Genomic DNA, 14,883 nt, shown 5'->3' on the forward strand with positions numbered 1-14,883 from the left:
GGTTGCCGCCATGAGTGAGATGGATGCGGAAAACAGTCTCGTCGCAGCCACTGCCCGGTTTGATAGGGCGATGGAGCGCATGGAAAAGAGCCTGCGCGATTTGACAGGTCGGATGCAGCGTCTCAACCGCATCGAGGTCGATACACAGCGTCTCGTGCATGAGCGGGCGCGCCTCGCCACCGAACTCGACAAGACTTCGGCGCGCGCCAAGCGCCTCGACGATGGTGCCCATGAAGTATCGCGCCGGCTCGTCGTGGCCATGGAAACCGTTCGTGAAGTTCTGGCCAAGGCGGAGTAGGCGATGCCCGAGGTAAATGTCGAGATCAATGGCCGCCGCTATCGCATGGCCTGCGAGGAAGGCCAGCAGAAGCGCCTGATTGCGCTGGCCGAACGCTTCAATACCCAGGTCGAAGAGCTCAAGGGCGCCGTCGGTGAAATCGGCGATACCCGCCTCACAGTCATGGCCGGAATAGCCGTGGTCGATGAGCTGGCCGAGGCCGAAAAGCGCATCGCCCGGCTTGAAGCGGAAGTGGCCGAGCTGACCCGGGCGGGCCACGAGATCGCCGACGAACTCGAACGGACCGAGCAGAAATTCTCCGCCAAGCTCGACGACGCCAGCCGCGTCCTCGAAGCGGTCGCCTCTACGCTTGACTCGACGGCCCCGCTGCCAAGCTGAGGCAGCTCTCTAATTAACCAGTATTATCTCTCCCGGGTTCTGTGGCGTCTGATTGACTTTACAGGCGTAGAGGTGTGCCCATATCGTCAATTCCCGTAGATATCTTTGAGATGTCTTGGGGGGGTGATGGGTTCTTCAGTTCGACGAAAGTATGAAACACTGGATGCCCTTCGTGGTGTCGCGGCGATATTGGTAGTTCTGTTTCATATATCTCACGCCATTGGAGTTGTTGTGCCAAATGGGTATCTGGCTGTGGACATGTTTTTTGTTCTTAGCGGATTTGTCATCGCGCACAGCTATGATGATAGACTGTCAGGCCGTGGTGGTTGGAAAATACTGGCCCGGGCGCGCATCATTCGCTTTTGGCCCTTAGTCGTGCTCGCCGCCATAATTTGTCTTTTAAAGGCGCTGGCGTCGGAGATTGTGGACTCTGCTTCCGGCCTTCCCATCTCTATCGAAACGTCTGCTATATTTGCCTCGGTATTTCTTTTGCCGTTGCCAGTCGGTGGCGACAATTACCTGTTTCCAGCCAATGTTCCCCTTTGGACACTGGCGCTGGAGCTTTATCTCAGCGCCGCGTTCGCACTACTTTTCCCGCTTTTTGTCAGAAGGGGGCTCGCGTTGACGCTTCTTGTGAGTGGTATATGGCTGGCGGCGCTCATCGCAAATTTTGGGTCCAACGATCTCGGCGCTTCAGTCTCCACTTTCTGGGGCGGTGTGGCGCGGGCCAGTTTCGGCTTCCTGTTTGGCGTCGTGCTGTGCAGGTCCAATATTCGCCTCTCGGTGGGGCCGGTCCTGCCCGTGATGTTGCTTGTGCTTTTTCTCGCCTGGCCTGTGCCTGATGAAGTGCGCATGATCTACGACATGGCCTTCGTCTTCGTCGCGTCTCCACTCATTGTAATGCTCGGGGCGTCTTCCGAACCGCAGGGGGCACAGTTGCGGGTGGCGCATTATCTTGGCGCGATCTCCTTCAGCCTCTACATGCTTCACGGGCCGATCCAAGGAGGGATTTTCGCCGCCGGTCGTGTGCTTGGTATCAGTCCCTTAAGCCTCGCCATCGTGTCGCTGGTTGTCCTGCTCATTCTATGCCCGCTGGTGGATCGCCTGTATGACCAACCCGTGCGCAAGTTCTTGCGCCGTATACTGAACTCGGCGGAGGGGGCGCGGGCGCCCGCCGGATGATTGGGCAAGGCGTAAACTCTCTGCGAAAAACGCAATGCGCCGTTTGCAGCGGCGCACCGAAGCGCCTATATCTGTGTCGCTGCCCGGCGCGTGAGGACTTCATATTCCTGGGGCCTTAATCGATCTTGAGGGAGCTGTCCCTGACCGGGCCCGTGGGCTCGGACATACGGCGCCCACCTACGTGAGTAGGTTCCCGGGATCGCACGTCCCACGGCCAGGGTGGCCCCTATTTTTCTGGTGAGCAAAGTCGAGGGCTGGAAACCGGCATGGCGGAAGAGGCGATGGACGCGGCAAAAGCCGCATTGCGCAGAGATGCGCATGCGCGGCGAGCCGCCATTCCGCCCGATGCCCGCACTGAACATGCCGCCTTGATCGCCGGGCTGTTCTTCCAGCATATTGCCTATGGGCCCGACGATGTCATCGCCGGCTATTGGCGCATTCGGGACGAAACCGACTGCAAGCCTATCCTCATTCGCCTGATGGATAACGGCCAGAAGGTCGTCCTGCCGGTCGTTGCAGGCGAGGACGCGCCGCTCGATCTGCGCCTCTGGGAAGCGGATGCCCCGCTTTACGAAGCCGGTTTCGGAACGCTTGCGCCGTCCGATCTGGCGCCGCGCGCCGTCCCGGACCTTATTCTCGTCCCCCTCCTCGGTTTTGACGGCAAGGGCACGCGGCTTGGCTATGGCGGCGGCTATTACGACCGCACCATCGCTGCGCTCGAGAAAAAGCCGCTTCTCGTGGGACTGGCTTTCTCGGCCCAGGAATTTGACGAAATACCGCGCGAGGCGCATGACGTGCCGCTCGATGCGGTCATAACAGAAGAGGGCGTCCGGTTCTTCGGCGCGACGGAATGAGACTATTGTTTTTGGGCGATGTGGTGGGCCGGGCCGGCCGCGATGCGGTCAGCGAGCGCCTCCCGGGGCTGATCGCCCGCCACGGCTTCGACTTCGTCGTGGTCAATGGCGAAAACGCCAGCCATGGCAAGGGCCTGATCGAATCCCACTATCGCCTGCTACGTGATGCCGGTGCCGATATCGTCACCCTGGGCGACCATGCCTTCGACCAGCGCGAAACGCTGAGCTTTATCCAGCGGGAGGGTACCCTCATCCGCCCGATCAACATGGTCAATGGCACGCCGGGGCGGGGCGCCATGATGGTCGAAGGGCGCAATGGTCATCGCGTTCTGGTCATCAACGCCCTGGGCCGCGTGTTCATGCCGCCCATCGACGATCCCTTCCGTGCCGTGGAAGCGGCCATCGCCGCATGTCCCCTCGGCGAGGTCGCCGACGCCATCATTGTCGATTTTCACACCGAGGCCACGTCGGAAATCCAGGCCATGGGCTTCTTCCTCGATGGCAAGGCGACGCTGGTGGTGGGAACGCACACCCATATCCCCACCTCGGACCACCGCATTCTTCGGAACGGCACGGCGCTGATGGCCGATGCCGGCATGTGCGGCGATTTCGACAGCATTATCGGGGTCGAGGCCGACGAGCCTCTCAATCGCTTCCTCACCGGCATTCCCAATGGGCGGTTTACGCCGGCCGATGGCGAGGCGACCCTTTGCGGGGTGGCTGTCGAGACCGATCCGCGCACTGGCCTTGCCACAAAGGTCATGCCGGTCCGCATCGGCGGCACGCTGGCCCAGGCCGAGCCGAATTTCTAAGGCCGATGGCCGGGTGCATTTTTGGCTCGACATCGTTTGCGCACATTTGCAGGTTCGATATGGTCCCGCCTCGGGCCGGGGGGCGGATAATGGAGATAATGGGTAAGATCAGTCGTACGGGGGTAGTGGCGCTGGCTCTGCTGATGGTCCAGCCGGTCGTTGCGCAGCAAGACATCCTCCTTCTTCCGGTAGAGCGCGCGACGGTCAGCATCGATTCCGCTACCGGCGATACCCTGCTCCTCATCTGGCTGTCCCAGCGCGGGCGGGAGGGCTTTACCGATTTTTCCCACCAGCACATTGGCAGCCGGGTCGACGTCATGGTCGATGGCGAAGTCCTGACCTCGCCCTTCATCCAGTCGCCCATCCAGTCCGAACTGTTGATGATCTCGGGTGGCTTTAGCCAGGAAGAGGCCGAGATTCTGGCCGAAAAGCTGACCGCGGATGGCGGGGGCATCGGCGTACGCCCCTTTGCGCCCTAGCTTTTCTGCCGCGTCGTGGCCTGGGTGCTTCACAATTGGCGCGTGTTTGCATATAAGGCCCCACCTATTCCCACAGTCATAGAGTTCGGGGTGACCGATGGCCGGCCATTCACACGCCAAGAATATCATGCACCGCAAGGGCAAGTCGGACGCGATCCGGTCCAAGATCTTTTCCAAGCTCGCCCGCGAAATCACCGTGGCCGCGAAGATGGGCCAGCCCGATCCCGCGTTCAATCCGCGCCTGCGCCTTGCCATCACCAATGCGCGCGCCCAGTCCATGCCCAAGGACAATATCGAGCGCGCTGTGAAAAAGGCGTCCGGCGGCGATGCCGAGAACTATGACGAAATCCGCTATGAGGGCTATGGCCCGGGTGGTGTGGCCGTCATCGTCGAGGCGCTGACCGACAACCGCAACCGCACCGCTTCGAATGTGCGCTCCTATTTCTCCAAGAATGGCGGGGCCCTGGGCGAAACCGGTTCGGTGGGCTTCATGTTCGACCGCGTCGGCGAGATTACCTACCCGGCCGAGATCGGCTCTGAAGACAAGGTCATGGAAGCGGCCATCGAGGCCGGTGCCGACGACGTCGAGAGCGATGATGAAGGGCACTATGTCTACACCAGCTTCGAGAGCATGGCCGAAGTGGCCGGCGCGCTTGAAAAGGTGCTGGGCGAAGCCGAGTCGGTGAAGGCGATCTGGAGGCCCCAGACCTCTACCCCGATCGACGCCGACAAGGGCGCGACACTGATGAAGCTCATCAACACGCTCGAGGAAGATGATGACGTCCAGAACGTCTACGCCAATTTCGAGCTGAGCGACGAAGACGCGGCGAAACTGGCGTCCTGAGGTCCCCTGGGGCCGAAGCGAATTGACCCAACGGCCCCCGCCTCGTGCGGGGGCTTTTTTGCCCGGCCTATGCCCGCTTACGCATGTCGATGGTGGGCATCCCGGTGGTGTACTGGATATTGGCGCAGTTGCGCCCGGCTCGCTTGGCGCCATAGAGACGCTGGTCGGCGATGCGGAACAGCTCGGCAAAACTCGTTGTGTGCTCGAACACCGCACCCCCTATGCTCACGGCAAGGCGGTGATGGCGGCCGTCGGGGCAGAAGCTAGACAAATTGACCGAGCGCCGGATGCGTTCTGCCACGGCCTCGGCGGCCTTCTTGTCGACGCCCGGCAGGAACACGGCGAATTCCTCGCCGCCCATGCGCCCCACGAGGTCGCCGGCGCGCAGGACGCCGCGGATCGCCCGGGCAATGACCATCAGCGCTTCATCGCCATTGTCATGGCCAAAGAGATCGTTGATGACCTTGAAATTGTCGGCGTCGACCATGAGCAGGGCGCCGGCGCTGCGGCCTTCGCTCAACTGCATCTCAACCTTGGCCGTAAAGGCACCGCGATTGAGGCAGGCCGTCAGGCTGTCGGTGCGGGCGACCAATCCCAGTCGCCTATTGGTGATGGCCAGCCCACGCAGCCTTATTCCCAGATAGAGAAACAGGGGCACGGCCAGCCCGATGGGCAAGACGGTGGAACTGATCAAGGCGCGACGCATCGCCTCTGGCTCCAGGTCATGAAACATCAGCGCATTGAAGACGATCGAAATGACCACGCAGGCCAGGGTGCCGAACACCGTCCAGCGCGCGACGCTGGACCAGCCTTGCAGGGAGTTTACCATCTGAGGGGACAGGTACATCGAGGACACTTTCGTCGAAATTGCAGGATAGCCGGAGGCAGTCATTGCTGACCGGCTCCCCGAAGCGAGTATTGCGTCGCTGCTGGTCTGCTCGCCCTAATCGGTGTCTTTCCGATAGCCGCGTCCAATGGCGATATCGGGGCAACGATATGCCCCCGAAGCGTCCTGTGACGTCATGATGATTCTATGCCCCTGAATTCCCGAGGCGAACGGTAGGCCCGCTTCCTCAACACGGCGTTCCTTCCAGGAGAGCAATTTTATCTATCTCGCCCCCCGGCTTCATGGGTGTGTTGCCAATTTGTTCACATTGGCCTTGGTAGTCTCATTGAAGCTGCTAGAAGGAAAGCCATGAGAAAAACCGTGCGAATCATCGGCATCGATCCGGGCCTGCGCCGCTGTGGCTGGGGCATTGTCGATGCGCTGGACAACCGGCTGAGTTTCGTGGCCGCCGGCACGGTGACGCCACCGACCGACGGCTCGCTCGCCGAGCGCCTTGTGGTGCTGGCCGCCGGCATCGCCGATGTTCTATCCCTCCATCACCCCGACGAGGCGGCGGTGGAAGAGACCTTTGTCAATGCCGGGCCGCGCTCGGCCCTCATTCTCGGGCAGGCGCGCGGCGTGGTGCTGCTGACGCCGGCCCAGCACGGGCTGGAAGTGGCCGAATATGCCACCAACCTCGTCAAGAAATCGGTGGTCGGCACCGGCCACGCCGAAAAGAAGCAGGTGGAATTGATGGTGCGCACGCTCCTGCCCACTGCGAGTTTCAAGGGCGCCGACGCTGCCGATGCGCTGGCTGTCGCCATCTGCCACGCCCATCACCGGGTCTCCGCGCAAAGAACGAGGGCATTGATTTGATTGGCAAGCTCAAGGGGATGGTCGACAGCTTTGGCGACGACTGGGTCCTGATCGATTGTGGCGGCGTCTGCTATGAGGTGCATTGCTCCAGCCGCACGCTGCAAACCCTGCCCAAAGTGGGCGAAGCGGCCGTGGTCTTCATCGAGACCATCGTGCGCGAAGATCTCATCCGGCTCTACGGATTTGCGAGCCAGGCCGAAAAGGCCTGGTTCCTGCTGTTGACCAGCGTGCAGGGAGTGGGGTCCAAGGTGGCCCTGGCCATTCTGTCGACGCTCAGCGCATCGGAACTCTCCAGTGCCATTGCGTTGCAGGACAAGGCCATGATCGGACGCGCCAATGGCGTTGGCCCTAAACTGGCCGTACGCATCGTCACCGAACTCAAGGGCAAGGTCCCCGATGTGGGCGCCATTGACGCCGGAACACTTGGCCTGCAGGCGGCCCTAGGCGAGGGCATTGCCAGGTCCAATGTCGCCGATGCCGTCTCCGCGCTCACCAATCTGGGCTATTCCAGCGCGCAGGCGTCGGCAGTGCTCGCCCGGATCGTCGCCAGGGAAGGCGAGGATACGGCCACCGAAAAGCTGATCCGGCTGGGCCTGCGCGAGCTGAGCCAGTAGAGTGGGCCGCCCTATCGCTAAAATCTTCGACGTCCCGGCGTCAAAATACATTCCCGGAATGGAACTGCTCTCTTGACCACCTTGACCTCCGCCAGCGCCGGCCGCGACGATAATTTCGACGTTTCCCTGCGCCCGTCCGGCTTTGCCGATTTCGTGGGACAGGCGGATGCGCGCGCCAATCTCGAAGTGTTCATCGAGGCGGCCAAGAAGCGCGGTGCCGCGCTCGACCACGTACTCTTCGTCGGTCCGCCCGGCCTGGGCAAGACCACGCTGGCCCAGATCATCGCCAAGGAACTGGGCGTCGGCTTTCGCGCCACGTCCGGTCCGGTCATCGCCAAGGCAGGTGACCTCGCCGCGCTCCTCACCAATCTCGAAGATCGCGACGTGCTCTTCATCGACGAAATCCACCGCCTCAACCCGGCCATCGAGGAAGTCCTCTATCCGGCCATGGAGGATTTCCAGCTCGACCTCATCATCGGCGAGGGCCCGGCCGCGCGGTCCGTCCGCATCGACCTGGCAAAATTCACGCTGGTCGGCGCGACCACCCGCGCGGGCCTGCTCACCACGCCCTTGCGCGACCGCTTCGGCATCCCTGTCCGGCTCAATTTCTATACGCCCGAAGAGTTGGTCAGCATCGTGACGCGCGGCGCCCGCCTCATGGGCATGCCGCTGGCGCCTGATGGTGCTCTCGAGATTGCGCGCCGGTCGCGCGGCACGCCGCGTATCGCTGGTCGACTGCTGCGCCGGGTCATCGATTTCGCCCTGGTGGATGGGGCGGCGGAAGTGAACCGTCTCCTGGCCGACAAGGCTCTGCTGCGACTGGATGTCGACGCCCGCGGCCTCGATCAGCTCGACCGGCGCTATCTCACCACCATCGCGGATTTCTATGGCGGCGGACCTGTCGGCATCGAGACCATTGCGGCTGCCCTGTCCGAACCCCGGGATGCCATTGAGGAAATCGTCGAACCCTACCTCCTCCAGCAGGGTTTCATCCAGCGCACCTCGCGGGGTCGCATGCTGACCGGCATAGCCTTCCAGCACCTCAACCGCGCCGTGCCCCAGGGCTTTGTGGGCGTGCAGGCCACGCTGTTCGATGATGGCACTGAGCAAAGCTGAGCCCATGAGAAGGCTGGCGAAATCTGCGCTGAAGGCCGGGCTTCGCCTGGCCAATGCACAGATGTGGATCGACCCTGCCCATGTGCGTATCGCCCGCTATCGGCCTGATATTCCGGCGTGGCCCGCCGACCTTCCCCTGCGCATTGCCATGCTCAGCGATTTCCATATCGGCGAACCCTGGCTCGGCTTGCGGGCGCTGGAACAGCTGGTCAGTCGGACCAATGACCTGGCGCCCGATATCATCCTGCTGCTCGGCGATTACGAAGACGGCCCGCGCTATTCCCGCCCCGTCGCTCCCGAACTCTGGGCGGCCGCGCTGGGCCGGCTCAGAGCACCACTCGGCGTCCATGCTGTCCTCGGCAATCACGACTATGCGCCGGAAGGGAAGCGGCGCCGCCTCGCCGCCTTCGCGCCGCCGGCCCAGAAAGCGCTGGAAAGCCAAGGCATTGGCGTCTACGTCAATCGTGCAGTCCGGGTCGATTGGCGGGGCAGGCATTTCTGGTTGGCCGGCTTGGGCGACCTCGTTGCCGAGCATGAAGATGGCCGCAGACTGGCAAATCTGCCGGAGACGCTGGCCCAGATCAGTGATGACGCCCCCGTGCTCCTGATGGCGCACGAACCCGACAGTTTTGCCGAAATTGGCGACAGGGTGGCACTGACCATTTCGGGACACCATCATCGCGGGCAGATCCGTTTTTTCGGCTATGCCCCGGTTGTGCCTTCGCTCTATCGGCAGCGTTTCCTGCATGGGCACATCGTCGAGAAGGGCCGTCACCTCATTGTCGGCAGCGGGCTCGGGCATTCCGGCCTGCCGCTGCGGCTCGATGCGCCGCCGGAAATCGTCATGATCGAACTGGGAGAACCGAATGCAAGCTGACCGCCATGTGCTGAGTTTTCCCATATCGGGCCAAAGGTTCAACTACAGGGTCGCCGCTATCATCATCGTCGATGGGCATGTCCTCGTCAGCCGCGAGGACGATGACGACTACACAATGCTGCCCGGTGGCCGGGTCGAAATGGGCGAACCAAGCGCGCTCAGCCTGGCGCGGGAACTGGCCGAGGAAATTGGTCTGCCGGCCGATGTTGGCAGGATGCTGGCGACTTCGGAGAGCTTTTATCGCCGGGAAGGCGAGGATTTTCACGAGCTTGGCTTTTTCTATCAGGCCGGTTTGCCGGGGCAGGGGCCCAATGGCAATTCCCCCTGGCTGGTGCGGCAGGACGAGGGGCACGATCTCTATTTTTATTGGGTGCCGATCGAGGGCGGGGCACTCGAAGAGATGAACCTCCTGCCGCGCTGGCTCCCCCGGTTCTTTCGGAACCTGCCGGCGACCCATGCCCACATCATCCATGACGAGCGCCAGGCATGAGCCTTCACCGTTTCCCAGTTCGGATCTACTACGAAGACACCGACTTTTCGGGCAATGTCTATCATGCGGCCTATCTCAAGTTTTTCGAACGCGGCCGCACCGAATTCCTGCGCGACATCGGTATCAGCCATACGGAGCTGGCTAGGGACGGCATCGCTTTTGCTGTCCGCGCCATGGAACTGGACTTTCTTGGCGCCGCCCATATCGATGACGAATTGATCGTTTCGACCGAGGTGGCCGAATTGAGCGGCGCGAGGCTCACGCTCAACCAGACAATTCTGCGTGAGGAAAAGGTGCTGACAAAGGCCCGGGTGGTCGTTGCAGCCATCAAAACCAGCGGCGGGCCGGCGCGTCTGCCCGCGGCGCTGCGGGCCCGCCTGGCTGGCGATCCTGCATTGTGATCGCCAGCGCATCGGGTTTCTTAACCACTTGGTGACCATAATCGCGGCAAAGAGATCAACGGCCATCGTCCGGGGCAGCAAAGTTCCGGTTCGGCGGCATTTCTCTTAATTTTGACAGATTCCGCCCCCATCGCACCAGCATCGGGGTCGGGCGCTTGGGCCGGGCTGAAAGGATCACTTCATGGAAGCCATGGATGCCGTGGGGACAGTCGCTCCCCATGCGGACCTCTCCATCTGGGGACTGTTTTGGGCGGCGGACATTGTCGTCAAGACCGTGATGCTGGGGCTGTTGGCCGCCTCCATCTGGTGCTGGGCGATCATTGTCGACAAATCCATCGCCTATAGACGCTCCCAGGCGGAAATGAACCGCTTCGAGCGCATTTTCTGGTCGGGGCAGTCGCTTGAAGAACTTTACCAGCAGCAGGCGGACAAGCCTGCCGGTGGTATGGGATCGGTGTTTGTCGCGGCCATGAAAGAATGGAAGCGCAGCCACGAGCAGAACGCGGCCAGTTTTGTCGGGATGCAACAGCGCCTCGACAAGGTGCTCGACGTCGCCATCGCCCGCGAAAGCGAATTTCTCGAAAAGCGCCTGGGTTTCCTTGCCACGGTCGGTTCGGCTGGTCCGTTCATCGGTCTGTTCGGCACCGTGTGGGGCATCATGAACGCCTTCACCAACATCGCCCAGTCGTCCTCGACCAATCTGGCCGTGGTGGCCGGTCCCATCGCCGAGGCGCTGTTCGCGACGGCCATCGGCCTCGTCGCCGCTATCCCCGCAGTTATCGCCTACAACAAGCTGTCTTCGGATGCCGGAAAGATGATCGGTCGTCTCGAAGGGTTTGCCGACGAATTCTCGACCATCCTCAGCCGCCAGCTCGAAGCCCGGAACCGCTGACATGGGCATGGGTGGTTCATCGGCGGGTGGCGGAGGCGGCGGACGCCGTCGGCGTCGCCGCGGCAAGGCAGTCATGAGCGAAATCAACATCACACCCATGGTGGACGTGATGCTCGTTCTGCTGATTATCTTCATGGTCGCGGCGCCAATGATGACGGCGGGCGTGCCGGTCGACCTGCCGCGCACGGCTGCCGCTGACATGCCCAGCCAGACCCAGCCCATCACCGTGGCCGTGACCCCCGATGGGGCGCTCTACGTCGACGAGACACCCGTGGGCGAAGCCGAACTCGTCGCCACCGTCGCGGCCCTCGCGACGCCGGAAGATCGTATCTTCCTGCGGGGCGATACTACGGCCAATTACGGTACGGTGATGCGGATCATGGGCCTGCTCTCGTCTGCAGGCTATTCCAAAATCGGTCTCGTCACCGAGCGCGAACAATAAGGCGCCGGGCATGCGGACGGGTGTCGTCGTATCGGTTACAGCGCATGTGGTGCTGATCGCGCTTGGCCTGATCAGCCTGGGCTCGACCGACCCGCTCGAGGCCAGCGTTGAATCGATCTCTGTCGATCTCGTGCCGATCGAGGAATACACCAATATTCGCATGGGCCAACTCGACAGCACTGTTGTCGAGACCAATACGCCGTCTGTCGTCGAAAGCGACCAGCCGGCCGAACTGGCGCAGCCAACCGGCAATACCGAGCAGGACCAGCCGACGCCGTCTCCGGCCGATGTGCCGACGCCTGCGCCGGTGACCGAAACCGCACCCGCGCCAGAGCCCGCTCCCCAGCCGGAGCCGGAACCGGAACCGACGCCCGAGCCGGAGCCCGAGCCCACACCGGAGCCGGAGCCGACGCCCGCGCCGACACCGGTGCCCCCGGTGCCGCAGACCCGTCCGCCCACTCCGGAACCAACTCCCGAGCCTGAACCCGAGCCGACCCCAGAGCCGGAACCGACGCCTGCGCCGACGCCCGCGCCGACACCTGCACCTGCTCCCGTGCCAGAGCCGACACCGGAGCCGACGCCAGAACCCACGCCCGAGCCCCAGCCCACGGCAGAGCCCCAGACGCCGCGGGTTGCCGCGCCCACGCCCGCCCAGCGGCCGAGCAATCTGGCACGGCTGCGCGAGCAATTCGCTGCAGCGGAAGCCGAGCGCAAAAAGCGCGAGGAAGAAGAACGCCAGCGCGTGGCCGCCGCCCGTGCGCAGCAGAACCAGTCCCAGTCCCAAACGCCGGCACCGGCGCCGACCCGTCCGGGTCCGACGCAAAGCAATAGCAGCAATGCCGACGACATCGCCGCGCTCATCAACAATGCGCCCACCACCGGCGGCACGACCGGACAGGGCGGCTCGCCGACCCTTGGCGACACCACCGGAACGTCGGCGCGCCTCAGCCGTTCGGAAATCGACGGGCTCGCAGGTCGGGTTCGCAAATACTGGAACCTGCTGCCCAGCGACATCAATAGCGGCAAGACGGTTGTCCTGCGCCTCAGCCTTAATCGGGACGGCACAGTCAATGGTATTCCCGAAGTCGTTTCGGCGGATCCGTCCCCTGAAGGGGCAGCGATTGCACGGGCCGCACAGCGCGCCGTTGTCGCCGCAACCCAGGAAGGACCGTTCACTCTTTCTGCCGATGCCTATGACCAATGGCGCCAGCTCGAATTGGAACTGAGGCCCTGACCTTGAATTTGCCTGTTTGCTGGCCAGTATGGCTGGACCTCAAACGGCGCGATTGGAGACATGAACAAAGATGACTCTGCTAACCCGGCGCAATGCGCTCAAGCTTGGCCTTGCAGGCGGCGCCCTTATGGCCACTTCTTCCCTGGCGATGGCCCAGCTGCGCATCGTGGTGGAAGGCGCCAACTTCCAGCCCCTGCCGATCGCCATTCCTGATTTCGCGTCATCCGACCCCAATTTCGGGCGCGAGATTGCCGAGATCGTGCGCAACAATCTGCGCCGCTCCGGCCTCTTCCTCCCCCTCGATCCGGCCTCGCTGCCGGTGCAGGTGGGCGATGTCAATGGCACACCGGACTTCAACATCTGGCGCACCGCCAATGTCGATGCGCTGGTCATGGGCGCGGTCGAGCGCGGCGGGCAGATCTCTTCGTCGGTGCGCGTCTGGGATACGCAACAGGCGGCCCAGGTCGTGGGCAAGAGCTACAATACTGATCCCAACTCGGCGCGTCGCATCGCGCATATCGTGTCCGACGCGATCTACGAGCAATTGGCCGGTGGCACGGGCTATTTCGATACGCGCGTGATCTACGTCGCCGAAAGCGGACCCAAGGCCAACCGTACGCGGCGCCTTGCCATCATGGATCAGGATGGCGCCAATTCGCAGTATCTGACCGATGGTTCGACCATGGCGCTGACCCCGCGCTTTTCGCCAAATGGCGATATGGTCACCTATATGAATTTTGCCGAGGGCAATCCGCAGGTCTATCTGCTGCAGCTCTCGAGCGGCCGTCAGCAGCGGCTCGCCAATGTCGGCGCCATGACTTTTGCGCCGCGCTTCTCGCCTGATGGCGGCACCGTTGCCTTTTCGGTCGAGCAGGGTGGGGCCACCAATATCTATTCCGTCGGCACAGGCGGCGGCCAGCCCATGCAGCTGACCTCGGGCGCGGCGATCGACACCGGTCCCTCCTATTCGCCCGATGGCTCGCGCATCGTCTTCGAAAGCGATCGCGGCGGCTCGCCCCAGATCTACATGATGGGCGCCGGCGGCGGCAACGCCCAGCGGGTCAGCTTCGGCCAAGGCAGCTATTCGACGCCGGTCTGGTCCCCCAAGGGCGACCTCATCGCCTTTACCCGTCAGTCCGGCGGCCAGTTCCATATCGGCACCATGGCGCCAGACGGCTCGGGCGAGCGCCTGCTCTATTCGAGCTACCACGCCGAGGGCCCGACCTGGGCACCCAATGGCCGCGTGATCATGTTCTTCCAGGATCCGGGTGGCAATGACGGCCCGCGCCTGATGAGCGTCGATATCTGGGGCCGCAATCCGCTGACCATTCCCACCGAAAGCTATGCATCCGACCCGGCCTGGTCGGGGCTGCGCGGCTAAGATCTCGCAACGCATTTGAACAAAGCCCCCGGACCGCTCCGGGGGCTTTGCTTTGCTCGGGCAAATATCGAAGCGCCAATCGGGCGGCTTAACCTTAACGTGATCGACGAGACGCCCTGTTGCCCATTGGCAACGCCACAAAAAAGCCCGGATTCCCGCCACATCCGCGCCCCAATAGGCAAAGATTAACCATGCCTGACAACCCGGTCTTAAGATTAAGCGCGGTAAATGCCTTGCTTAAGATTATTGCCTTTCCAGGAGCCTTCCGTGGTCATTCCCGCACCCATCAATACCGCGTTGCGCGCTGCCGCGATGCTTCTCTTCGTCGTCGTCATCGCGGCCTGTTCGCGTAGTGCAAATGATAATGTCGGCCTGACCGGCGCCGGCAATCTCGGCCCCGGTGGCGGTGCCCCCGGCAGCCAGCAGGAATTCATCGTGACCGTGGGCGACCGCGTGTTCTTCACCACCGATTCCAGCTCGCTGACCACCGAAGCCATGGCCACGCTCGACAAGCAGGCTGCCTGGCTCAACCAGTACCAGAACTATCGTATCCTCATCGAAGGCCATGCCGACGAACGCGGCACTCGCGAATACAACATCGCGCTGGGCGCCCGACGCTCCAATGTCGTGGTCAACTATCTCGTCTCCAAGGGCGTGAACGGCCAGCGCATCACCAGCCAGTCCTTCGGCAAGGAACGCCCCGTCGCGATCTGTAACGACATTTCCTGCTGGAGCCAGAACCGCCGCGCGGTTACTGTGGTCCAGTAACAAGTTTGGCGCCCCAGAAGGGGCGCCCAATTCCAGTCCTAGAACTGGAGGCAAGGAGCGCCCGGTACCACTAAAGTGGGCCGGGCGCTTTGTTTTGACCAAAATTGGCCTTTATCGGC

19 protein-coding genes and 1 other RNA gene are annotated in these 14,883 nt (G+C 62.6%); 19 read left to right on the top strand and 1 reads right to left on the bottom strand.

The genetic code is table 11. From position 1 onward, the window contains the following. Positions 1-10: 10 nt before the first annotated feature. The 8 genes from N0P34_RS03650 (at position 11) to N0P34_RS03685 (ending at position 4,847) form a co-directional block, all read left to right on the top strand. Positions 11-298 (top strand): DUF4164 family protein, encoded by a 288-nt coding sequence (locus N0P34_RS03650; protein ID WP_275605661.1) that lies wholly within the window; start codon positions 11-13, stop codon positions 296-298. A gap of 3 nt (positions 299-301) precedes the next feature. Continuing rightward, complete coding sequence (locus tag N0P34_RS03655) at positions 302-676, top strand: cell division protein ZapA (protein WP_275605662.1); 375 nt, start codon at positions 302-304, stop codon at positions 674-676. Positions 677-802: 126 nt separating this feature from the next. Further along, the gene (locus N0P34_RS03660; protein ID WP_275605663.1) at positions 803-1,858 is read left to right on the top strand and encodes an acyltransferase; all 1,056 of its coding nucleotides are present in this window, start codon (positions 803-805) and stop codon (positions 1,856-1,858) included. A gap of 73 nt (positions 1,859-1,931) precedes the next feature. Beyond that, positions 1,932-2,088, top strand: a non-coding RNA gene (gene ssrS, locus N0P34_RS03665) — 6S RNA. A 36-nt stretch (positions 2,089-2,124) separates the two neighbouring features. Next, complete coding sequence (locus N0P34_RS03670) at positions 2,125-2,712, top strand: 5-formyltetrahydrofolate cyclo-ligase (RefSeq protein ID WP_275605664.1); 588 nt, start codon at positions 2,125-2,127, stop codon at positions 2,710-2,712. After that, the gene (locus N0P34_RS03675) at positions 2,709-3,524 is read left to right on the top strand and encodes a TIGR00282 family metallophosphoesterase (protein ID WP_275605665.1); all 816 of its coding nucleotides are present in this window, start codon (positions 2,709-2,711) and stop codon (positions 3,522-3,524) included. Before N0P34_RS03670 ends, N0P34_RS03675 begins: the two co-directional genes overlap by 4 nt. 98 nt (positions 3,525-3,622) lie before the next feature. Next, a complete protein-coding gene (locus N0P34_RS03680) occupies positions 3,623-4,003 on the top strand; it encodes a hypothetical protein (protein WP_275605666.1) in 381 nt (126 codons plus the stop codon). A gap of 97 nt (positions 4,004-4,100) precedes the next feature. After that, positions 4,101-4,847, top strand: a complete 747-nt coding sequence (locus N0P34_RS03685; RefSeq protein WP_275605667.1) for a YebC/PmpR family DNA-binding transcriptional regulator — start codon at positions 4,101-4,103, stop codon at positions 4,845-4,847. 67 nt (positions 4,848-4,914) lie between these two features. Here the strand turns inward: N0P34_RS03685 and N0P34_RS03690 are convergent, their stop codons facing one another. After that, positions 4,915-5,739, bottom strand: a complete 825-nt coding sequence (locus N0P34_RS03690) for a GGDEF domain-containing protein (RefSeq protein ID WP_275605668.1) — start codon at positions 5,737-5,739, stop codon at positions 4,915-4,917. A 303-nt stretch (positions 5,740-6,042) separates the two neighbouring features. Here N0P34_RS03690 and ruvC point away from each other — a divergent pair, with 303 nt between their 5' ends. From ruvC to pal, 11 genes are all read left to right on the top strand, one after another. Further along, positions 6,043-6,549: a crossover junction endodeoxyribonuclease RuvC gene (gene ruvC, locus N0P34_RS03695; RefSeq protein WP_275605669.1), complete on the top strand. Its 507-nt coding sequence runs from the start codon at positions 6,043-6,045 to the stop codon at positions 6,547-6,549. Continuing rightward, positions 6,546-7,163, top strand: a complete 618-nt coding sequence (ruvA, locus tag N0P34_RS03700) for a Holliday junction branch migration protein RuvA (protein WP_275605670.1) — start codon at positions 6,546-6,548, stop codon at positions 7,161-7,163. Before ruvC ends, ruvA begins: the two co-directional genes overlap by 4 nt. A gap of 72 nt (positions 7,164-7,235) precedes the next feature. After that, on the top strand, positions 7,236-8,279 hold the full coding sequence (ruvB, locus tag N0P34_RS03705) for a Holliday junction branch migration DNA helicase RuvB (protein ID WP_275605671.1): 1,044 nt from the start codon (positions 7,236-7,238) through the stop codon (positions 8,277-8,279). A 4-nt stretch (positions 8,280-8,283) separates the two neighbouring features. After that, positions 8,284-9,156 (top strand): metallophosphoesterase, encoded by an 873-nt coding sequence (locus tag N0P34_RS03710; protein WP_275605672.1) that lies wholly within the window; start codon positions 8,284-8,286, stop codon positions 9,154-9,156. Continuing rightward, the gene (locus N0P34_RS03715; protein ID WP_275605673.1) at positions 9,146-9,646 is read left to right on the top strand and encodes an NUDIX hydrolase; all 501 of its coding nucleotides are present in this window, start codon (positions 9,146-9,148) and stop codon (positions 9,644-9,646) included. Before N0P34_RS03710 ends, N0P34_RS03715 begins: the two co-directional genes overlap by 11 nt. Continuing rightward, positions 9,643-10,047 (top strand): tol-pal system-associated acyl-CoA thioesterase, encoded by a 405-nt coding sequence (gene ybgC, locus N0P34_RS03720; protein ID WP_275605674.1) that lies wholly within the window; start codon positions 9,643-9,645, stop codon positions 10,045-10,047. The genes N0P34_RS03715 and ybgC overlap by 4 nt, the downstream gene beginning before the upstream one ends. A 190-nt stretch (positions 10,048-10,237) precedes the next feature. Then, complete coding sequence (tolQ, locus tag N0P34_RS03725; protein WP_275606913.1) at positions 10,238-10,939, top strand: protein TolQ; 702 nt, start codon at positions 10,238-10,240, stop codon at positions 10,937-10,939. A gap of 1 nt (position 10,940) precedes the next feature. After that, positions 10,941-11,381, top strand: a complete 441-nt coding sequence (tolR, locus tag N0P34_RS03730; protein ID WP_275605675.1) for a protein TolR — start codon at positions 10,941-10,943, stop codon at positions 11,379-11,381. A gap of 10 nt (positions 11,382-11,391) precedes the next feature. Then, on the top strand, positions 11,392-12,615 hold the full coding sequence (locus N0P34_RS03735; RefSeq protein ID WP_275605676.1) for a hypothetical protein: 1,224 nt from the start codon (positions 11,392-11,394) through the stop codon (positions 12,613-12,615). A 70-nt stretch (positions 12,616-12,685) separates the two neighbouring features. Then, on the top strand, positions 12,686-13,996 hold the full coding sequence (tolB, locus tag N0P34_RS03740; RefSeq protein WP_275605677.1) for a Tol-Pal system beta propeller repeat protein TolB: 1,311 nt from the start codon (positions 12,686-12,688) through the stop codon (positions 13,994-13,996). 312 nt (positions 13,997-14,308) lie between these two features. Continuing rightward, positions 14,309-14,764 (top strand): peptidoglycan-associated lipoprotein Pal, encoded by a 456-nt coding sequence (pal, locus tag N0P34_RS03745; protein WP_275606914.1) that lies wholly within the window; start codon positions 14,309-14,311, stop codon positions 14,762-14,764. Positions 14,765-14,883 lie beyond the last annotated feature (119 nt).

It is taken from the genome of Devosia sp. FJ2-5-3, from assembly GCF_029201545.1.
GTDB lineage: Bacteria > Pseudomonadota > Alphaproteobacteria > Rhizobiales > Devosiaceae > Devosia.